The following is an 18,641-nucleotide window of genomic DNA, read 5'->3' as shown; positions in this document are numbered from 1 at the left end:
GTTACCGGCGGCGGGTCTCACCTCGTGCATGGACGGCGCACTCATCGTGTTGGACGGCTGGGGACTTCGCGAACCGGGCGACGACGGCGGTCGGGATGCGGTCGCAAGCGCCGAAACACCCACCTTCGACCGGATCCGGGAGTCGGGTGCGTTCGGCCGGCTGGATCCGACGGGCCGGCGCGTCGGCCTCCCCGAGGGCCAGATGGGAAACAGCGAGGTCGGTCACCTCAACATCGGCGCCGGCCGAGTCGTCAAACAGGCCTACACCCGGATCAACGACGCAGTTTCTGACGGCGCATTTCGCACGAACGAGGCGTTGGCCGGGGTGTTCGACCATGTAGAGGGGTCAGGCGGCCGCGTCCACTTTCTCGGCCTCGTCAGTGCCGGTGGGGTTCACTCCGACCAGAAACACCTCCACGCGCTGATCGAATGGGCCGCAGATCGGGGCGTCGAGGCCGTCACCCATGCCTTTACCGACGGCCGGGACACAGACCCGAAAAGCGGCGCGGGCTATCTGCGCGAGCTAGAGGAAGTCATCGAAAAGGCAGGAACGGGCGAGGTCGCGACCGTTTCCGGCAGGTACTACGCGATGGACCGGGACACGAACTGGGAGCGCACCAGAAAAGCCTACGACGCGATGGTGAATCGCGAGGCCGAGTACACCGCCCCGTCGGGGACCGCGGCGGTCGAGGCGGCCTACGACCGCGGCGAGACCGACGAGTTCGTCGAGCCGACGCTCGTAGAGAGCGGTCCCACGACACGGGACGGTGACAGCACCGAGCAGCGTTCGGCTGGCGACCGTCTCGCGATACGAGACGATGACGCGGCGATCTTCTTCAACTTCCGGGGCGACCGGGGGCGTCAGCTCACACGCATGCTCCAGGACATCCGCCCCGAATGGGACGTCGATACGCCCGCGCCCGACGTGCATCTGGTCGCGATGACTCAGTACGACAAGACCTTCGACGTGCCCGTTGCCTTCCCGCCAAACCAGCCCGCGGACACGCTCGGGGAGGTACTCGCTGATCGTGGAAAGACACAGCTTCGAACCGCCGAATCCGAGAAGTACGCCCACGTCACCTACTTCCTGAACGGGGGACGGGAAATCGAGTTCGACGGTGAGATCCGCGAGATCGTTTCGAGTCCGGACGTGCCGACCTACGACCTCCAGCCCCAGATGAGCGCCCCCGAACTCACCGACAACACGATCTCCATCGTCAAGGGCGAAGAACCCGACGTCGTCGTACTCAACTACGCGAACCCCGACATGGTCGGCCATACGGGCGATTTCGAAGCGGCGGTCGAGGCCGTCGAGGCCGTCGACGCTCAGTTGGACCGACTGCTCGAAACGCTCTCGGCCCACAGCGCGCACGTCATCGTCACCGCGGATCACGGCAACGCCGACGACATGGGTACCGAAGAGAGTCCACACACTGCCCACACGTACAACCCCGTCCCGATGATCTACCTCGATCCCGACGGGACCGGCGGCGAATACGCCGTCCGCGAGGGCGGATCGCTCTGTGACCTCGCACCCACGCTCTTAGAGCGTATCGGGATCGACCGACCCGAGGCGATGACGGGCGAGCCGTTGTTGATCGATCGAGCGTAGATTCGAACGTTAGCGGGCGTCGTAGACGACTGTGCCGTCGACGAGGGTCGTCGCGATCTCGATGTCGTCGATCCGGTCGTCGTTCTCCCACGGCGACTCCTCCAGGACGACGAGATCGGCCAGTTTGCCGGGTTCTGCCGTGCCGAGACGGTGTTCGTCGAAGCCGGCGTAGGCCGCCCCCGAGGTGTAGGCCCGAAGCGCCTCCGTGACCGAGAGTCGCTGGCTCGGTTCGGAGGCGGTAACGGCGTGGTGAACCCCGAGAAGCGGATCGAGGGGCATACAGTCGCTGCCGAAGGCGAGGCGTGCACCCGCATCCAGCAGGTCCCGATAGCGGTTCGTCCGCGTTCGGCGTTCGTCTCCGAGTCGATCGTCGTAGAGCCCGCCGTCTCCGGCCCACTTGAGGAAATTCGGCTGGACGCTCGCGACGATTCCCGACTCGGCAAAGCGCTCGATCGCCTCCTCGGAAAGGAGTTCGGCGTGTTCGATCCGGTGGCGCGCCGCGCCCGGGTCGTCGCGTATTTCCATGGCGTCGAGGGTCTCCTCGATCGCCCGATCCCCGATGGCGTGTACTGAGAGCTGGTATCCCTCGCCGTCGGCGCGCTTGATCAGTTCGCGCAGTTCTTCCGGAGGGACGACCCACTGGCCGGTCCCGCCCCCCTCGTAGGGCTCGGTGAGTTTCGCGGTCCGGCCGCCGAAACTCCCGTCCGTGTAGGTCTTGATCGCGCCCGTTCGAACCATCTCGCTGCCGTGATTCGTCCGCAAACCGGCCTCCGAGACGGCATCGAGGTGATCGCTCCAGTAGTTGATGCGGACCCGGTGGGTGAGGGTGTCCTCGTCGTCGAGGTCCCGGTAGACACGCGGGGCGTGGGAGTTCCTGACCATGTCGTGGACACCGGTCACCCCGCGGGCGTTGGCGTATTCACCCGCGGCGACGAGGAGCTCGCGTGTCTCTTCGGGGCCGGGGGCGATCGCCTCGTAGACGACGTCGACGGCCTCCTCGACGATCACGCCGTCGCCCTTGACGTCCCCGGTGGGCATGTCGTCCTCGTAGCGCTCGCGGGCGACGGTGTTGAGCGAGGCGACGTGCATGTCCTCGCGAAAAGCCGCTACCGGCCGCTCCCCGCTGACGCGGTCGAGGTCCGTGCTGGTGAGATATCCCGCGTCCCACCGGCTCTCGTCGTAGCCAAAGCCGAGGATCCACTCGTGGTCCCCTCGCTCGTCGGCCGACTCGCGGAGGTGCTCGACGCAGTCGTCGGGCCCACCTGCCCCCGAGAGGTCGGCGTGGACGAGGTATCGCCCGAGCGTCTCCATGTGGGTGTGGGCGTCGACGAACCCGGGGAGGACGACTCGGCCCTCACAGTCGATCACATCCGTCTCCACGCCCTCGAGGAATTCGATCTCATAGGTCTTACCCACGCGGACGATCCGACCGTCCCGAATCGCGAGTGCCTCGTGGGTCGCGTCGGGCTCGACGAGTGTGTGTACCTCGGCGTTTCGAAACAGCAGATCCGCGGCGTGCGTCATACCCCGACCACCGCCGAGAGGGCGGTAAGCCTTCCGAAGTCGCCGATCCAGTGACGTACTTGGCGGGTCACACGGGTTCATACTGTCGAACTCCGGAGAGGTCTCGTTAAGTCCCCTCCTCTTGGTAGGTATCCTGCTGGCCGCGCTGTTCATCGGCTACGACATCGGCGGCGCGACGACCGCCCCCGCGTTCGGCCCCGCGGTCGGTGTCTCACCCGTCTCGAAGTCCGTCGCTGGCCTGCTGATGGCCACCTTCTTCGAGCTGGGGGCGTACGCTCGGCCGGCGAGTCGTCGAGACGCTCGACCCGACGAAAACCACCCACGTCTTCGCCATGCAACACGTTATCCCGGTGGTCGCGACCGTCGGTGCGTATCTCATGTTCGCGTTCGTCGTGTAGTCCGGATCGGCATTCTTAGGCCCGCCCGACGAGAGGGGCCGGTATGAACGATCCAGCAGCCCTCGCGGCGCGCGTCCGCGAGGGCGACCTGCGCCTGCACGAGCTCGAAGAGCACGCCGACCCCGAGACGGCCGCCGCCGCCCGCCGGAAGCTGCTCGAAGCCGAAACCGACGCCGACCTCGGCACAGTTGGCGACTTCTCCTTTTCGGCGGGCGATGCCGAGCCCAACATCGAGAACATGATCGGTGGCGCACAGCTCCCAATGGGCGTCGTCGGCCCGGTTCCGATCAATACCGATGGCGACTCGGCGGGCGGCGCGGCCGGGGGCGAGCACTACCTGCCGCTCGCGACCACGGAGGGCGCGCTCGTCGCCTCGGTCAACCGGGGCTGTTCGGTCATTCGGACCGCCGGTGGCGCGAACGCTCGCGTCACGAAGTCGGGGATGACCCGTGCGCCCGTCTTCCGCGTCGCGGGGATCGCCGAGGCCGCCGAGATCGTCGAATGGGTCCAGGGCAGTATCGAAAAATTGTGTGAGAAAGCGGAGGGGACGACGAATCACGGCGAGCTACTCGATATCACGCCGTACGTCGTCGGCGACAACGTCTTCCTCAGGTTCCGGTTCGACTCGAAGGACGCGATGGGGATGAATATGGTGACGATCGCGACCCAGGCCGCGTGCGACCTGATCGAAGAGGAGACCACCGCATCGCTGGTCGCGCTCTCGGGCAACCTCTGTTCGGATAAAAAACCCGCCGCGATCAACGCGATCGAGGGCCGCGGCAGGAGCGTCACCGCCGACGTGACGATCCCCCGTGAGGTCGTCGAGGAGCGCCTCCACACCACCCCCGAGGCGATCGCGGAGGCGAACACCAGAAAGAACCTGATCGGGAGCGCGAAGGCCGGCAGTCTGGGGTTCAACGCCCACGCCGCGAACACGATCGCGGCGGCCTTTCTCGCGACGGGCCAGGACGCCGCCCAAGTAGTTGAAGGTTCGAACGCGATCACGACCGCCGAGGTCAAGGACGACTCGCTGTACGCGAGCCTCTCGATCGCCAGCCTCGAAGTCGGGACGGTTGGCGGCGGAACGAAACTGCCGACGCAGGCCGAGGCACTCGACGTTCTGGGTCTGAGCGGCGGCGGTGACCCACCCGGCTCGAACGCCGACGCGCTCGCGGAGATCATCGCGACGGGCGCGCTCGCGGGCGAACTCTCGCTGCTGGCTGCGCTCGCCTCGCGGCACCTCTCCAGTGCCCACGAGGACCTCGGGCGCTAACCCGAAACGAGGGCGGCGAGCCCGAGCATCGTCCCGAAAAAACCGAACCCGACGACGATGTACCACTTGAGGACGGGATCGCCCGCGCCGCCGGGTTCGGCGAGGAACACCGCCCCTGCGAGGCCGAGGAAACACAGCGCGAGAACGGCGAGCGCAGCCTGCACCGCCCGATCCGGTTCGTACTCGTCGTCGATATCGGGAATCGCGGCGAGCGCCCGCTCGATTGCGTCGGCCGCTTCGGGACTGGTCGCGAGGAATCGTGGGCTCGTCACGTCAGCGGCGCCTGGACGGTAGGAGAGCCAGCACAGCGAGACGCCCCCGACGTCGACCCGGCGGACCCGCTCGACCCGCGAGAGCGAGATCGTCCGATAGCGGTGGGTCAGGGTCCCCTCTTCGGGATCGATCCGACCCCAGGAGACCACGCCCGATCCGAGCGGGATCAGCAACAACGTCCCGACGACCAGCACGAACAGCGCCCGCGGATCGACCGAGAGCGCCGCGAGGATCGCGAGCGCCCCACCGAGGACGGCCGCGAACAGCCGTCCCCGGGTGAACGCGGCGGTGTAGCGCTCGGCGACCCTCTCGTCGGCGAACAGCGCCGCGAGCGGCGGGCGTTGCTCGCGGTCCGTGAGTATCGGCAGAAGGTAGAGCACCGAGAGCGGCCCGCCGATCAGCGCGAGCAGTCCGAGGAAGGCGAGAAAGCCGTACTCACCGCCCAGCCCCATCGAAACGCCCAGGAACGTCGTCCCGACGGCGACCAGAAGCGCGCCGCCGCCCCAGAGCCCGACGACGACGTAGACGAGCGCACGCAGTCCCCACGAGCTGGCGGCATCGATCCGCCACTCGACCGGTTCGCGAACGCTCATATCAGAAGATAGTAACGAATCGGAAATAAACGTTCCGGCGATATTTTTTGGTTGCTCCCGTTCGATCGCGTCCCATTATGTACTAGAGAAAATTATAAATCATCGGAAAGATAATACGTATCCGATTGGTGCCCCCCGAATGTCCACGATAACGCCGAACTCACCGGCCCTCGACGACGTATCGGTCCTCGTAGTCGAGGACGACCGCGATCTCGCCGCACTCTATACGCAGTGGCTGTCGGATGTGAACAGCGTCCGGACGGCGACCGACGGCGAGCAGAGCTTAGAGCTGATCGACTCCGAGACGGACGTAGTCGTACTGGACAGACAGCTCCCGTCGCTCTCGGGCGACGACGTGCTCGACGTCATCCGCGAGCGAGATCTGTCCTGTCAGGTCCTCGTGGCCTCGGGCGTCGAACCGGATTTCGACCTCGTGAGCATGGAGTTCGACGGCTATCTCCGCAAACCCATCACGCGAGCGGAACTCCGGGATGCGATCCGGCGGACGCTCACGATGGCGAGCTATCACGCGACGCTGCGGGAGTTCTCGACCCTCTCGCGCAAACGGATCCTGCTGGCCGAGGAGACGACCGAGGCCGACCGGGCCGCAAACGAGGAGTACGCGACCCTCGAATCGCGACTGGCGGATCTCGCCGGGCAACTCGACACCATCGCCGGATCGATGGAGGGCAACGACGGCGGGTCGGGGTCGGACGGGCTCCGGGACCGGCGATGACTGGCGCGACGACACGACCACCGCCGACCGGGTCCCACATTCCGCGCCGATGAGCGAGACGGAGCACGTACCGATAGAGGTCCTCTACGTCGGCGACCCCGAGGCAGCCGCCCGGACGCGTCGAGCCATCGAAAGCGACCGTCGCGCCTTCGAGGTGCGGACGGCCACCGACGACGACCTCACGCGACTCACCGAATCGAGTATCGACTGCATCCTCGGCGAGCACGACCCACCGGAAACCGACGGTCTCGCGCTCCTCGATCGGGTTCGTGAGGTCGACGCAGCCCTCCCCGTGTTCCTCCGAGTCGACGACGAGGACGCCGTCGAGACGGCCATCTCCGCAGGCGTCACTGACGTCCTCCCGGCCGAGATCGAGCCCCGTCGGGGAGCGCTTCTCGGAACGCGGATCGCGGACGCGGTCGAGGCGCGCGAACACGTAGCGCGTCGGAAGGAGCCCTGCGCGCTCGGGACCGCCGACGCGCGCTTTCGGTCGCTCGCCGAAAACGCCGCCTTCTCCGTGATCACGATCGACGAGGACAACGTCGTCCAGTACGCCAACGAGGCCGTCGAGGCGATGTTCGGCTACGCCCCCGAGGAGATGGTCGGGGACTCGCTGGACAAGATCGTTCCCGACCGCCTCGAACAGCCCCACTTCGAGGCGGTCAGTCGCTATCTCCGCGAGGGCGATCGGCGGCTGGACTGGGACTGGACCGAACTGCCCGCGAGCCACCGCGACGGCCACGAGTTCCCCGTCGGAATCTCCTTCGGAGAGTACGTCGAGGACGGATCCCACCTCTTTACGGGCGTCATCCGCGACATCACCGAGCGAAAGCGCCACCAGCGCGACCTCGAACAGTACGAGGCGATCATCGAGGCGATGGACGACGCGGTCTACGTCCTCGACGGGCGGGGCCGCTTCGAGTTCGTCAACGGGGCGTTCACCGAACTGACGGGCTACGAGGCCGCGAGCGTCGTCGGCGAGGGCGTCGACTGTATCAAAGACCCCGAGACGACCGCGATGTTCGAGCGGGTCCTCGGGGAGATGCTCTCTACGGGAATCGACGAGACCACCGTCGAGTTCGAGATCCGAACCGAAGACGGCGAGCGAATCCCCTGTGAGGACCACTTGGCGCCCCGCATCGACGACGGGGAGTTCAACGGCGTCGTGGGCGCGATCCGCGACGTCTCGGAGCGCCGCGAACGCCAGCGCGAACTCGACCGCAAGACCGATCTGCTCGAACACACACAGCGAATGGCTACCGTCGGCGGCTGGGAACTCGACCTCGTCGAGGAGACGCTGCGGTGTACCGACGAGGTCTACCGGATCCACGGGTTGTCGTTCGAGGACGAGCTAAATAGAGAGAGCGTCCTCGGATACTACCATCCCGAGGACGTCCCGACCATCGAGGAGGCCATCGAGCGCGCGATCAAAGACGGCGACCCCTTCGACATCGAGGCCAGGATCACGACCGCGGACGGGAACGTCCGCTGGGTCCGAGTCGCGGGAAAGCCCCACCAGGAGAGCGGCGAGACAGTGCTGATCCGTGGGGCGTTCCAGGACGTCACCGAACAGAAGCGACACGAGCGGATGCTGGCGGCGCTCCACGACGCGACGCGGGAACTCATGGCCGTTCGGACGCCGGAAGACGTGGCCGATATCGTCGTCGAGACGGTCGTCGACGTGCTCGATCACCCGTTGGTCGGCGTCCACTACCACGATCCGGATACCGACGGTCTCGTCCCGATCGCCCTGACGCCGGCGGCCGAGGAGATGATCGGTCGGCCGCCGACCTTTGAAGCCGGTTCGGGATTGGCGTGGGAAGCCTTCGAGACGGGCGAGGCGGCCGTCTACGACGACGTCCGTACCACAAGCGAAGTGTACAACCACGAGACGCCGATCCGAAGCGGGATGTACGTACCACTCGGTGACCACGGCGTAGTCCTCGTGGGATCGACCGCGGTCGGGGAGTTCGACGAGTCGGACCTCGGGCTGGTACAGGTGCTCGCAGCCAACGCCGAGGTCGCGATCGATCGCTCGGATCGCGAGCAAGCCCTACGCGAACACCAACTCGGGCTCGCCCGCGAGCGCGACCGGTTCGCGGCGCTGTTCGACTACATCCCGGATCCGGCCGTGACGGTCGATTTCCGCGACGGCGATCTGATCGTCACGTCGGTCAACGATGGCTTCGAGGAGGTGTTCGGCTACGACGCCGAGACGGCGGTCGGCCGGTCGCTGAACGACCTCATCGTTCCCCCCGACCGTAGGGAGGAGGCGGCCGAGATCGACCGGACGGCGATGGCGGGCGAGCAGATCACGGCGGAGGTCCACCGGCGGACGGCCGACGGGGACGTCCACGAGTTCCTCTTCCGGAACGTCCCGATCGACTCCGAGGGGACAGAGGCGTTCGGGATCTACACCGACGTCAGCGAACACCGCAGACACGAGGAGTACCGCCGCCGACTGTACGAACTCTGGTCTGACACCGACACGGTCGGCGACGGCCGGATCGGGCGTGCGCTCGAACTCGGACGCGAGTACCTCGACGCCGACGGGGCCTTCCTCACGCGTCTGGAGGACGACAGACACCGGATCCTCGAAGTCCGCGGGTCGGACGGGAACGTCCGGCCGGACGAGGAGTGGTCGCTACCGGAGTCGTACTGTCAAGAGACGATCGGCCGGGATGGACCGGTCGCCGTCCCCAATGTCGTAGACGCCGAGTGGGACGACGATCCCGTCGCCGGGCGCTTCGGGTTCGACTCCTACGTCACCTCGGAACTCGCCGTCAACGGCGAGCGCTACGGCCTCGTCTGTTTCGCAAGTCGCGCGCCGCGCGAGTCGGACTTCACCAACCTCGAACTGGCGTTCGTCGACCTCCTCGTTCGCGGGGTCACAAGCGAACTCGAACGACGGAACCACGAGCGGGAACTCGAACGGCAAAACGAGCGCCTCGAAGGGTTTGCGAGCCTGATTTCACACGACCTCCGCAACCCGCTGACGGTCGCCAGCGGCTACCTCGAAGTCCTCGACGTTCCGGAGGAACAACGCGAGTTCCTCGGGAAGGTTCAGAGTGCTCACGACCGAATGGAACGGATCATCGAGGACGTCCTGACGCTCGCCCGCCAGGGAAAGGCCATCGGCGAGACGCGATCCGTTTCGCTCGCGGAGGTGGTCGAGGACGCCTGGGAGAACGTCGAGACTGCTGAGGCACGACTCGTCGTCGATGGCGATCCGGGGTGTGTCGCGGCCGACGGGAGTCGACTGGAGGAGGTCTTCGAGAACCTGTTTCGCAACGCGATCGAACACGGAAGCGAGGGGGTGACGTGTCGTGTCGGCGCGACACCCGACGGGTTCTACGTCGAAGACGACGGGCCCGGGGTCCCGGCGGAGGACCGTGAGGCGGTCTTCGAATACGGTCACACCACCACCGAATCCGGCACCGGCCTTGGACTGTCGATCGTCAGCACTATCGTTGAGGCACACGGGTGGACGGTGACGGTCACGGACGGCACCGACGGCGGTGCTCGATTCGAGTTCTCGGTCCATCCGTCATCGACGGAGGGCGACCCGGGGACGCGTCACTCGGGGGCGTGATGCGACCGCGAGCGCTCGCGGTCGAGACGACGGAACCGTACCGCTCAACTCTCCGTATCCTCGATGCCCCGGAAACCACTCCGTCTCATGACACCCCACGAGTCCTCGCCTCGGAGGTACTCGAGGAGGCCGTGCCAGGAAACCAGCGCCTTCCACTGTCGGAAGCCGAGGTTCTCGAGGACGCCGATCCCGAGCAGCGCGACGATCTGTCGAACCCGGTCGTAGCGGCTGAAACCGCCGACGATGGTGAGGACGCTGAACCACGAGAGCAACACACCGATGCCGGTCGTGATCACGAAATACAGCACGAAGAACTCGAGATCCAGCGCACCGACGCCGAAGGCCACCGTGACCACTACATAGCCGAGGCCCTCGACGAGCGGTCCGAACACCTCGACGACGACGAACACGGGCAGGACGTATCCCGCGCGGCCGTAAGACCGGCGTCCCATCATATCGCGATGGGCGACGGCCGTCTCGATCAATCCGCGATACCACCGGCGGCGCTGTCGGCTCAGTTCACCCAGCCGTTCGGGTACCTCCGTCAACACGATGGGCTCGGCGACGAATTGGACGCGGTATTCGCGCCCGATTTCGGCGGCGTGGCGGTGGATTCGTAACACGAGGTCGATGTCCTCGGTCACGGTGTCGCGACGATACCCCCCGATCTCGCGGACCACGTCGGTCCGAAGACGCCGAAGGCCCCGGAGATGAGGATCAACCCCTTCAGCCGGCTCAATCCAAGTCGCCCCGCGTAAAAAGAGCGCAGGTACTCGACGACCTGCACCTTCGCGAGCAGGCTCGAGGGGAGTGCGAACGACCGAATGACGCCATGTTCGATCTCACAGCCGTTTGCCGCCCAGATCGTCCCGCCGGTCGCGACGGTCCGGTTCGGGTCCTCGAGAAATGGCTCGACGGCCTGTAATAGCCCGTCGCGGTCGATCACCGAGTCGGCGTCGACCGCACAGAACAGCGGCTGGTCGGTGATCCAGACCGCGGCGTTCAGCGCGTCGCTCTTTCCGCCGTTTTCCTTATCGACCACCAACAGCTCCTCGGAGACGGCTGACCGATAGACCCCGCGAACCGTCGCCGACGGTATCTCCAGTGGGTAGTCCGCGACCGTCTGCAGATCGTAGGCTTCGTCGAGTCTCGCGAAGGTGTCGTCGGTCGAACCATCGTTGACTACGATGACCTCTTTGTCGGCGTACTTTACCGCCAGCAACGAGCGGACGCTGTCGACGATGGTGGGCGCCTCGTTGTAGGCCGGCGCGATGATCGCCACGCCAGGGAGGAACCGACTGGCAAAGGGCTGGTAGGCGGGTTCGTAGGTCCGTTGGCGTGTGCTCTCGCGCAGTTCCGCGAGTGCGAGGACGTGAAGAACCAGGTAGTTCGCGTGCACGAGGAGGTAGTAGCCGAGGAAGAACAGCCCCGAGAGTGCGACGAACGTGGCAGCGTCGATCATCGAGCGCTCACCCGGTCCTCGCCGGTGACCGCCCAGCCCCACAGCGACGGGAAGTCCGATCTGACGGCCGCTTCGAGATCGTCGTCCGGTCGACCCCGGGCGAGGGCCCGGACAGCCCGGAGACGGCAGCGTGAATCCTCCTCTCGGCGGGCAACCCGAGCAAGCGTCCGAACGCTTTCCGCGTCGCCCCATTCTCCTAGCATCTCGTAGACCGCCGCACGGACCGCCGGCGAGGGGTCGTCGGTGAGAGCGTCGATCGGCACCTGCAAGCGCAGTTCGGGTCGCCAGCCACCGTCGGCGAGGGTTCTGATCGCGGCCGCCCGCACGTCCGGCGAATCGTGTCTACAGTGGTCGACGACCCAGTCGAACCGATCGACGGCAGCGCCCGAATCGGTCACTCGGAGTACCCGAAACACCTGGATCAGGAGTGTGTCCGTCCAGCGTTCGTATCGCGCCTCCGCGTACTCGGCGAGGAAACCCGGCCGCGTGCGGGCGAGTTCGTAGAGAGTGTCGAGACCGAACGCCGAGAGCGACTCGGGCGGATCGTCGAGGAGGAGTGCGATCCCGCGTGCCGGAGCCTTTGGGTACGCGCGTTCGACCATGACGCGGGCCCCTGCGGCCTGGAGCGCGGGATCGTCGGCACACGCCCGACGGATCAGCGCTGGGTCGTGGCGATGGTCGACGTAGGCGAGCCAACTCAGGGCCCTGAGCTTCGCGTATCGGTCGCCCGTCCGTACCATGTGCATCGCCCACTCATCGATTCCGACGGCGGCGACGGCCGGTTGGAGGCGCTCGCGGTCGTCGCCGTCGAGCAGTCGGAGGTGCGTATCGAGCAGGTCCCGGAGGACCGCTCGCTCGGACGGCGTGAGCCCCTCTATCCACGGCTCCCAATCGGGGTCGTCTCCCCCGAGCCGGTCGAACAGGGCAGCCCGAACCGCCGGCCGGACCGCTTCCCGTCGTTCGTTTCGCCGTTCGATCCGAATCGCACGACCGACCGTGAACAGTCCCACGACGAGTAGCGAACAGAGGACGACCGCTAAGAGGCCGTAGACGAACGGTCGGGATACCAATCCGGGCGGGAGCGCCATCAGACGTACCGCCCGATCCGGGCGAGCAGTTCCTGTGAGCGAAACGGTTTGGTCAGGTAGTCCGTCGCGCCGATGTCGAATCCCTGTACCACGTCAGTCTCGGTTCCGCGGGCAGTCAACATGATGACGGGCAGCTCCGAAAGACCCTCGCCGTCCCGAACGGCCTTCAGCAGCTGGAAACCGTTCATGTTCGGCATCATCACGTCGACGAGCAGCACGTCCGGGGGTGAATCCGTCCCCTGTAGCTGTTGCCAGCAGGCCTCGCCATCGGGATACGTCGCCACGTCGTACCCGGCCGTCTCGAGGTGAAACGAGACTAGCTCCCGGAGTTCGGGCTCGTCGTCGACGACAAAGACGTCCGTGTTCATGGGTCTCGAAGGATGTATACCTGTAACTATGCGTATAAGTATTTAGTTACCGACAGGCTAATTCGACGAGGAAACTCAGAGGCGGCGGTACCGGCCGTCGGACTCCGTGAGTTCCCCGGCGCGGACCAGTTTCTCGAGCGCCCGTTCGACGTAGCCCTCCGGGATGCCCCGCTCCGTGGCGTAGTCCACGACGGCCCGCGCCGTCGGCTCCTCGTAGTGTTCGACGGCGTCGAGGACGACCTCCCTGCGGTCCTTCGAGGCGCTTTCGGTGGTTCCGGCCGCGGCCGCCGCCGTGGCGTCGATACCCGCCCCCTCAAGCAGTTCGTCGTCGTCGATGACGGACCGCTCGACCTGCGAATCGAGGTCGGCGAACGAATCGACTGCGGCGAAGGCGTCGGCGTGCCCGCCCCGGCTTGCCAGCATCGAGGCGCGCACCTCGCGGGCGTGGTTCGCGTCCTCGGTCTCGACGAACTGTTTTAACTTTCCGTACTGGTGGGTCCTCCCGCAGCCCCGACACCGGACCGTTTCCTGGCGCCCCTCAATGAGCCAGAGGGCGTTGCAATCGGTACAGCCGACGACGGCGTACATGCCTCCGGATTGGAGAGGGCGATATATAAGATCCGTCCGCGCGAGCAGACGGTATGGAGCACGTTCCACTCGCGGAGACGACCGAGGCCGTCGAGAACGTCCACCTCGCCCAACTCGCTGCGGGCGAGGAGATGAGCGTCCAGCATTTCGAGTTCGAGCCCGGCGCGACGGTCCCAAAACACGACCATCACCACGAGCAGACGGGCTTTATTTACGAGGGTGAGTTGACCTTCCTGCTTGAGGACGGCGAGCAGACGGTAAACGCGGGCGAGTCGTACGTTATCGCGGGCAAGGAGGTCCACGGCGCGGAGAATCGGGGCGAGAGCATCGTCCGGGGGGTGGACGTCTTCAGCCCGCCGCGCCCGAACCCCGACTGGGGCGAGTGACGCAAGCACAGCCCTTTTTCCCGTCACCGGCCGACTGTCGATCCACACGTTCATCAGCGGGGATGGCCGAGAACACAGCCATGGACAAGGAAGAACGCCAACTCGAACGGTTCGTACGGGAGCATGGGGAGGACGGCGCGACGTTCGCGCCGACGAGCGTCGAGGAGGCGATCGGCGGCTCGTTCGTCGAGACCGACGAGATCGAGTCGATACAGGACCGCGTGCGCAATTGGCTCGACGTCCCCCGACCGGTCCACATCGTCGGGCCGACCGGCTGTGGGAAGACCGCACTCGCACTCTCGATCGCGGCCGCCCGCGACCAGCCCGTCGTCTGGGTCAACGGCGACGAACTGATCGACACCGGATCACTCGTCGGCGAACACGCCGGCAAGGCCCAGTACAAAGAGCGGGACAACTTCGTCCGGGGCGTGATGAAGAAGAAGTCGATCATCCGGGATCGGTGGGTCGACAACCCGCTCTCCGTCGCCGTCCAGAACGGCGCGACGCTCGTCTACAACGAGTTTTCGAGAACGAAACCCGCCGCCCACAACGTTCTCCTCTCGGTCTTCGAGGAGGGCGTCCTCGACCGGCCCGGCCAGCGCGGCGAAAACCGGATCGTCGAGGTCGACTCCGACTTTCGTGCGATCTTCACCTCGAACTCGACGGAATACGCCGGCGTCCACCGCCCGCAGGACGCCCTGCTTGACCGGTTCATCGGTGTTCACCTCGATTACTACGAGCGCGACACCGAGATCGAGATCGTCTCGTCGCGCGTCTCGGATCTCGACGACGGAGAGATCGAGGAGATCGTCGATATCGTCCGCGAGCTCCGTGATCGCCTCGAACTCCACGTCGGGACGCGCGCAGCGGTCATGATCGCCGAAGGGCAGGTCGCCTTCGGCGAGGACGAACTCGTCGAGGTCTGTGTCGACGTGCTGGGCTCGAAGGCAGAATCGTTCGAGGACGTCCAGGAGATCCGCGAGGAGATCGAAGACGTGGCGAGCTAGCCCGGTCCGCCTCGACGTTCCTAGCCGAGCGTTGCATACATCCCATACCGAATATTCCGCCGAAAAGACGAAAACGTATTTCTAATTATCGATCATTATAATAGTATGACTCATATCGAGACACCGGATGGGGTATCGCTGTACTACAACGAACGCGGCGAGGGCGAGACGATCGTACTCGTCCACGGCTGGACGGGTGACTCCGAGTTCTGGTGGCAGAAGAACGCCGACGTGCTCGCGATGGATCACCACCTCGTCACCTACGACCTCAGAGGCCACGGGCTCTCGGGGAAGACCGACGACGGCCACACCCTCTCGGGCTACGCGGCGGATCTCGAATTCCTCATGGAGTCGCTCGATCTGGATGACGCGACGCTCGTCGGCTGGTCGATGGGCGTGCCGATCGTCATGACGTACCTCGATGAGATCGGTGACGAACGGGTTCGAGCGATCGGCCTGATCGACCAAACCCCGAAGTTCTACTCCGACGACGGCTGGGAGTTCCCGCTCATGGGCGAGTTCTCAGAGGAGGCGCTCGCCGGGTTGGTCGGTGGTATCGAGGCCAACCGTTCCGAGACAGTCAAGCCGATCATCCAGGCCTTCTTCGCCGAGCCCCGCTCCGAGGAGCGCCTCGCCGAGATCTACGCCCGGACGATGCTGACGCCGACCTCGGTCGCGACGGCGATGTTGAACGACATGGTTCCGCGGGACTTCAGGGAATTCCTCCCGACGATCGCGGTTCCGACGCTGCTCTGCTACGGCGAACACAGCGCGGTCTTCCCCGGACTGGTGGGCGAATGGATGCACGAGCAGATCCCCGACTCCGAACTCGTAACGTTTGCGGCGAGCGGACATAGCCCGTTCTGGGAGGAGTCCGAGAAGTTCAACGGGAGGCTGAAAGCGTTCGTGGCGAGCATCGCCGACAGGGAACTGATGACGGCGGACTGAGAACCGTTCTCGAGGTTCGCTCGGAGGTCAGAGAAACTGGTTATGCCGGTTCGTTCTCGTGGCGATGCCGTGAGAGCCCGAACCGTTGTTTACGCCAACTCTTCGATGTGATCAGACGCAGAAGGCGTCTGATTGCTTGAAGAGATGGCCTAGGCCATCTCTTCGATGTTCTCGACGATCGCGTCGGCGAACTCGCTGGTCGCGACCTTCTCGCCGCCCTCGATCTGGCGTTCGAGGTCGTAGGTCACGGTTCCGGACTCGATCGTCTGCTCGACCGCATCGCGGACGAGATCCGCCGCGTCGTCCCAGCCCAGATACTCGAGCATCAAGCGTCCCGAGAGGATCATCGCTGTCGGGTTGACCTTGTCCTGGCCCGCGTATTTGGGTGCGCTCCCGTGAACGGGTTCTGCGAGACATCGGCCCTCGCCGAAGTTCGCGCCCGGCGCGATGCCCAGCCCACCGATCTGGGCACCACACGCGTCCGAGAGGTAGTCGCCGTTGAGGTTCGGTAGTGCCAGCACGTCGTACTCGTCGGTGCGTGTGAGGACCTGCTGGAGCATGTTGTCGGCGATCCGGTCGTTGACGACCACCGCGTCCTCGGGCGCCTCGCCGTCGCGCTCCTCCCAGAGGGTGTCCTCGGAGATAACCTCCTCGCCGTACTCCTCTTCTGCGACCTCGTAGCCCCAGTCGCGGAAGGCACCCTCGGTGAACTTCATGATGTTGCCCTTGTGGACCAGCGTCACCGAGTCGCGATCGCGTTCGAGCGCGTAGTCGATCGCGCGCCGGACCAGACGTTTGGTGCCGAACTCGGAGATGGGCTTGATGCCGATGCCGACGGGCCCGTCATGAATGGTCGAGTCGAAGCCCATCTGCTCTTCGACGAACTCGCGTACCTCTTCGGCTTCATCGGTGCCGGCTTCCCACTCGATGCCGGCGTAGACGTCCTCGGTGTTCTCGCGGAACGAGACCATGTCCATCTGCTCGGGGTTCGTCACGGGCGAGGGGACGCCGTTGAGGTGGTAGGTGGGCCGAACGTTCGCGTAGAGGTCGAGCTTCTTTCGAAGCGCGACGTTGAGGCTGCGAAAGCCCGCGCCGACGGGTGTCGTCAGCGGGCCCTTGATGCCGACGTGGAACTGCTCGAAGGCCTCGACGGTCTCGTCGGGGAGGTGTTCGCCCTCGCCGTACTGTTCGTTGGCGGCCTCGCCGGCGTAGACGCGCATCCAGGCGATGTCGCGGCCGGTGGCGTTTGCGGCAGCTTCCAATACCGTTTGGGCGGCGGGGGCGACGTCGACACCGATGCCGTCGCCGTAGATGATGGGAATAACGGGGGTGTCAGGGACGGAGAGTTCCTCGCCGTCGAACTCGATGGCGTCACCCTCCTCCGGGACTTCGACCTTCTCGTAGCTCATATCACCTAGACGGTCGGCAATCGGCGGTAAAAGACCTACGTATTCGCCCTCGGAGCTATCGGCCGGTCGTCAGTTCAACGCATGTTTTCGATGGGGATCGTCGCGTCGTAGCGCATCGAGAGCCACCCGTCGTCGTCCTTGGGATCGTAGACGACCACGTCGTCGCCGCCGAAGGGACCGACCCGGTCGCCATCGTCGCCGAAGGGACCGACCCGGTCGCCATCGTCGCCCATCGTCGATTCGAGATCCGTATCGATCTCGAACTCCGGGTCGTCCGCCGTTTCGGCCTCCTTCGGGGACCGTCCGCCGGTCGCTGACCCAGCGGAGTCGCCTCGGTCCGCCGTGTCGTCCTCGATTGAGTCCTCGAGCCGCAAGAGGAATTCCAGGGCCTCCTGGTAGTTCGCCTTCGCGCTCGGGGACAGTGCCTCGTATTCGGCCTCGTCGTGACCTTCGAGGATGGCCTTCGCCTCGGTGATGGCGTCATCGAACGTGCGGTCGTTGGCGCTCATCGGTCGGCCTCCTGGGCGCCGAGGATCTCGGCGTAGTAGTCGGTCATCACGTCCGCTGCTTCCTTCCAGTGGCGTTCAGTGTGCATATCGTGGAGTTCGAGTCCGGTCAGATACCGGGTGGTGAGGTGGCCGTAGCCCGATCGGCCGTACTTGGGTTTCTCCTGGGGAGAGCCGATCGCCGCGTCGATCTCGTGGCTCTGGGCGACCATCGTCGGGGTCCAGTAATCCCCGCCGGTCTTGTGGTTTCGCCACGCTTCAGTGGTTTTGGGCGCGTATTCGGGGTCCATGCCGACGATCCCGGCACGGCGCGACAGGGCGTCCTCGACAGGGCTCCAGTCGGCTTCGTCGAGTTCGGGATCGACGTCCGCGCCGTCGATGTGAGCCTGTTCGACGTCGTCTTTCGCCCAAAACGCATCCGTGAGCGCTCGTGCAGCCTCGCGTGCCTCCTCGTCGGTGAGGTGGGCGAACTGGTGGCGGTCGACCTGATAGAACGCCTCGACGGCGGCCTCGTACTCGCGGCGGTCGTGGTAGATGAAACCGAGGCAGGTCTGTTCGGACATGAAGCGGGCGAGTTCGCGTTCGTCGGCCTCGCCGAAGGCGTCGGCGTCGATGTCGTATCCTTCGGCGTCGGTGGGCGTTCCGAACTGACCGGCCGTGGTATCGAGGGGTTGGGAGTTCATTGGTGGGCTCCGAGTACACTCACATTTGACCGAGGAACACATATATAATTCAGCCAATATATCGGTAACGGCCACCACTTACCCGCCGGTAACCGCCAGACGTGACGGGGACGGTTCTCACCGTCTCACGTTCAACCTTCAATACACATTCGGATTACATATATATTCTGATTGTTTTTCAGGAGGTAGTGTTAA

General features: G+C 65.4%; 18 protein-coding genes. 7 read left to right on the top strand and 11 right to left on the bottom strand.

Annotated features, from left to right (window positions below; translation table 11 throughout):
• Positions 1-28: 28 nt before the first annotated feature.
• On the top strand, positions 29-1,612 hold the full coding sequence (gene gpmI / locus HACJB3_RS06385) for a 2,3-bisphosphoglycerate-independent phosphoglycerate mutase (protein WP_008414966.1): 1,584 nt from the start codon (positions 29-31) through the stop codon (positions 1,610-1,612).
• 9 nt (positions 1,613-1,621) lie between these two features.
• On the opposite strand, the gene HACJB3_RS06380 is transcribed toward gpmI, so the two are convergent.
• Both HACJB3_RS06380 and HACJB3_RS21310 read right to left on the bottom strand, forming a co-directional pair.
• Positions 1,622-3,136, bottom strand: a complete 1,515-nt coding sequence (locus tag HACJB3_RS06380; RefSeq protein ID WP_008414964.1) for an amidohydrolase — start codon at positions 3,134-3,136, stop codon at positions 1,622-1,624.
• A gap of 211 nt (positions 3,137-3,347) precedes the next feature.
• Positions 3,348-3,515: a hypothetical protein gene (locus tag HACJB3_RS21310; protein ID WP_155828809.1), complete on the bottom strand. Its 168-nt coding sequence runs from the start codon at positions 3,513-3,515 to the stop codon at positions 3,348-3,350.
• 62 nt (positions 3,516-3,577) lie between these two features.
• On the opposite strand from HACJB3_RS21310, the gene hmgA reads away from it, so the two are divergent.
• The gene (gene hmgA / locus HACJB3_RS06375) at positions 3,578-4,807 is read left to right on the top strand and encodes a hydroxymethylglutaryl-CoA reductase (NADPH) (RefSeq protein ID WP_008414963.1); all 1,230 of its coding nucleotides are present in this window, start codon (positions 3,578-3,580) and stop codon (positions 4,805-4,807) included.
• Here hmgA and HACJB3_RS06370 read toward each other — a convergent pair.
• Positions 4,804-5,673 carry a hypothetical protein gene (locus HACJB3_RS06370; RefSeq protein ID WP_008414962.1) on the bottom strand — a complete coding sequence of 290 codons (870 nt, stop codon included), beginning with the start codon at positions 5,671-5,673 and terminating at the stop codon, positions 4,804-4,806. The two genes, hmgA and HACJB3_RS06370, sit on opposite strands and share 4 nt — an antisense overlap.
• Before the next feature lie 139 nt (positions 5,674-5,812).
• Here HACJB3_RS06370 and HACJB3_RS06365 point away from each other — a divergent pair, with 139 nt between their 5' ends.
• Together HACJB3_RS06365 and HACJB3_RS06360 are read left to right on the top strand one after the other, a co-directional pair.
• On the top strand, positions 5,813-6,409 hold the full coding sequence (locus tag HACJB3_RS06365) for a response regulator (RefSeq protein ID WP_008414961.1): 597 nt from the start codon (positions 5,813-5,815) through the stop codon (positions 6,407-6,409).
• 49 nt (positions 6,410-6,458) lie between these two features.
• Complete coding sequence (locus HACJB3_RS06360; protein ID WP_008414960.1) at positions 6,459-10,001, top strand: PAS domain S-box protein; 3,543 nt, start codon at positions 6,459-6,461, stop codon at positions 9,999-10,001.
• 44 nt (positions 10,002-10,045) lie between these two features.
• Here HACJB3_RS06360 and HACJB3_RS20655 read toward each other — a convergent pair whose 3' ends face one another.
• The 5 genes from HACJB3_RS20655 to HACJB3_RS06340 all read right to left on the bottom strand — a co-directional run bounded on the left by HACJB3_RS20655 (position 10,046) and on the right by HACJB3_RS06340 (position 13,507).
• Positions 10,046-10,681, bottom strand: coding sequence for a glycosyltransferase (locus HACJB3_RS20655; protein WP_238532845.1), 636 nt, complete (start codon positions 10,679-10,681; stop codon positions 10,046-10,048).
• Entirely contained in the window at positions 10,642-11,463 is an 822-nt protein-coding gene (locus tag HACJB3_RS20650) for a glycosyltransferase family 2 protein (RefSeq protein WP_238532844.1), read from the bottom strand. The genes HACJB3_RS20655 and HACJB3_RS20650 overlap by 40 nt, the downstream gene beginning before the upstream one ends.
• Positions 11,460-12,551, bottom strand: a complete 1,092-nt coding sequence (locus tag HACJB3_RS06350) for a HEAT repeat domain-containing protein (RefSeq protein WP_008414959.1) — start codon at positions 12,549-12,551, stop codon at positions 11,460-11,462. Before HACJB3_RS06350 ends, HACJB3_RS20650 begins: the two co-directional genes overlap by 4 nt.
• Positions 12,551-12,919: a response regulator transcription factor gene (locus HACJB3_RS06345; RefSeq protein WP_008414958.1), complete on the bottom strand. Its 369-nt coding sequence runs from the start codon at positions 12,917-12,919 to the stop codon at positions 12,551-12,553. Before HACJB3_RS06345 ends, HACJB3_RS06350 begins: the two co-directional genes overlap by 1 nt.
• A gap of 75 nt (positions 12,920-12,994) precedes the next feature.
• Positions 12,995-13,507: a DUF5817 domain-containing protein gene (locus HACJB3_RS06340; RefSeq protein WP_008414957.1), complete on the bottom strand. Its 513-nt coding sequence runs from the start codon at positions 13,505-13,507 to the stop codon at positions 12,995-12,997.
• Between the two features lie 53 nt (positions 13,508-13,560).
• Between HACJB3_RS06340 and HACJB3_RS06335 the strand changes: the two genes are divergently transcribed.
• The 3 genes from HACJB3_RS06335 (at position 13,561) to HACJB3_RS06325 (ending at position 15,848) form a co-directional block, all read left to right on the top strand.
• Positions 13,561-13,893 (top strand): cupin domain-containing protein, encoded by a 333-nt coding sequence (locus HACJB3_RS06335; RefSeq protein WP_008414955.1) that lies wholly within the window; start codon positions 13,561-13,563, stop codon positions 13,891-13,893.
• 80 nt (positions 13,894-13,973) lie between these two features.
• Positions 13,974-14,900, top strand: a complete 927-nt coding sequence (gene gvpN / locus HACJB3_RS06330) for a gas vesicle protein GvpN (protein ID WP_202946619.1) — start codon at positions 13,974-13,976, stop codon at positions 14,898-14,900.
• Positions 14,901-15,005: 105 nt separating this feature from the next.
• Positions 15,006-15,848: an alpha/beta fold hydrolase gene (locus tag HACJB3_RS06325; RefSeq protein WP_008414940.1), complete on the top strand. Its 843-nt coding sequence runs from the start codon at positions 15,006-15,008 to the stop codon at positions 15,846-15,848.
• Between the two features lie 149 nt (positions 15,849-15,997).
• On the opposite strand, the gene icd is transcribed toward HACJB3_RS06325, so the two are convergent.
• The 3 genes from icd to HACJB3_RS06310 form a co-directional block, all read right to left on the bottom strand.
• Positions 15,998-17,257 (bottom strand): isocitrate dehydrogenase (NADP(+)), encoded by a 1,260-nt coding sequence (gene icd, locus HACJB3_RS06320; protein ID WP_008414938.1) that lies wholly within the window; start codon positions 17,255-17,257, stop codon positions 15,998-16,000.
• A gap of 74 nt (positions 17,258-17,331) precedes the next feature.
• Entirely contained in the window at positions 17,332-17,766 is a 435-nt protein-coding gene (locus HACJB3_RS06315; protein WP_008414936.1) for a hypothetical protein, read from the bottom strand.
• Positions 17,763-18,446: a hypothetical protein gene (locus tag HACJB3_RS06310; RefSeq protein WP_008414934.1), complete on the bottom strand. Its 684-nt coding sequence runs from the start codon at positions 18,444-18,446 to the stop codon at positions 17,763-17,765. The genes HACJB3_RS06315 and HACJB3_RS06310 overlap by 4 nt, the downstream gene beginning before the upstream one ends.
• Positions 18,447-18,641 lie beyond the last annotated feature (195 nt).

It is taken from the genome of Halalkalicoccus jeotgali B3, assembly GCF_000196895.1.
GTDB classification, from domain to species: Archaea; Halobacteriota; Halobacteria; order Halobacteriales; family Halalkalicoccaceae; genus Halalkalicoccus; species Halalkalicoccus jeotgali.
Note: the sequence above shows the minus strand (reverse complement) of the source record. Positions and strands in the feature narration are given on the sequence as shown.

Coding starts and splice junctions, on each gene's coding strand:
- HACJB3_RS06380 (WP_008414964.1), bottom strand. CDS start 3,136: ATGACGCACGCCGCGGATCTGCTGTTTCGAAACGCCGAGGTACACACA.
- HACJB3_RS06335 (WP_008414955.1), top strand. CDS start 13,561: ATGGAGCACGTTCCACTCGCGGAGACGACCGAGGCCGTCGAGAACGTC.
- HACJB3_RS06325 (WP_008414940.1), top strand. CDS start 15,006: ATGACTCATATCGAGACACCGGATGGGGTATCGCTGTACTACAACGAA.
- gvpN (WP_202946619.1), top strand. CDS start 13,974: ATGGACAAGGAAGAACGCCAACTCGAACGGTTCGTACGGGAGCATGGG.
- icd (WP_008414938.1), bottom strand. CDS start 17,257: ATGAGCTACGAGAAGGTCGAAGTCCCGGAGGAGGGTGACGCCATCGAG.
- HACJB3_RS06350 (WP_008414959.1), bottom strand. CDS start 12,551: ATGGCGCTCCCGCCCGGATTGGTATCCCGACCGTTCGTCTACGGCCTC.
- HACJB3_RS06315 (WP_008414936.1), bottom strand. CDS start 17,766: ATGAGCGCCAACGACCGCACGTTCGATGACGCCATCACCGAGGCGAAG.
- HACJB3_RS20650 (WP_238532844.1), bottom strand. CDS start 11,463: ATGATCGACGCTGCCACGTTCGTCGCACTCTCGGGGCTGTTCTTCCTC.
- hmgA (WP_008414963.1), top strand. CDS start 3,578: ATGAACGATCCAGCAGCCCTCGCGGCGCGCGTCCGCGAGGGCGACCTG.
- gpmI (WP_008414966.1), top strand. CDS start 29: ATGGACGGCGCACTCATCGTGTTGGACGGCTGGGGACTTCGCGAACCG.
- HACJB3_RS06360 (WP_008414960.1), top strand. CDS start 6,459: ATGAGCGAGACGGAGCACGTACCGATAGAGGTCCTCTACGTCGGCGAC.
- HACJB3_RS06310 (WP_008414934.1), bottom strand. CDS start 18,446: ATGAACTCCCAACCCCTCGATACCACGGCCGGTCAGTTCGGAACGCCC.
- HACJB3_RS06340 (WP_008414957.1), bottom strand. CDS start 13,507: ATGTACGCCGTCGTCGGCTGTACCGATTGCAACGCCCTCTGGCTCATT.
- HACJB3_RS21310 (WP_155828809.1), bottom strand. CDS start 3,515: ATGAGATACGCACCGACGGTCGCGACCACCGGGATAACGTGTTGCATG.
- HACJB3_RS06365 (WP_008414961.1), top strand. CDS start 5,813: ATGTCCACGATAACGCCGAACTCACCGGCCCTCGACGACGTATCGGTC.
- HACJB3_RS06345 (WP_008414958.1), bottom strand. CDS start 12,919: ATGAACACGGACGTCTTTGTCGTCGACGACGAGCCCGAACTCCGGGAG.
- HACJB3_RS06370 (WP_008414962.1), bottom strand. CDS start 5,673: ATGAGCGTTCGCGAACCGGTCGAGTGGCGGATCGATGCCGCCAGCTCG.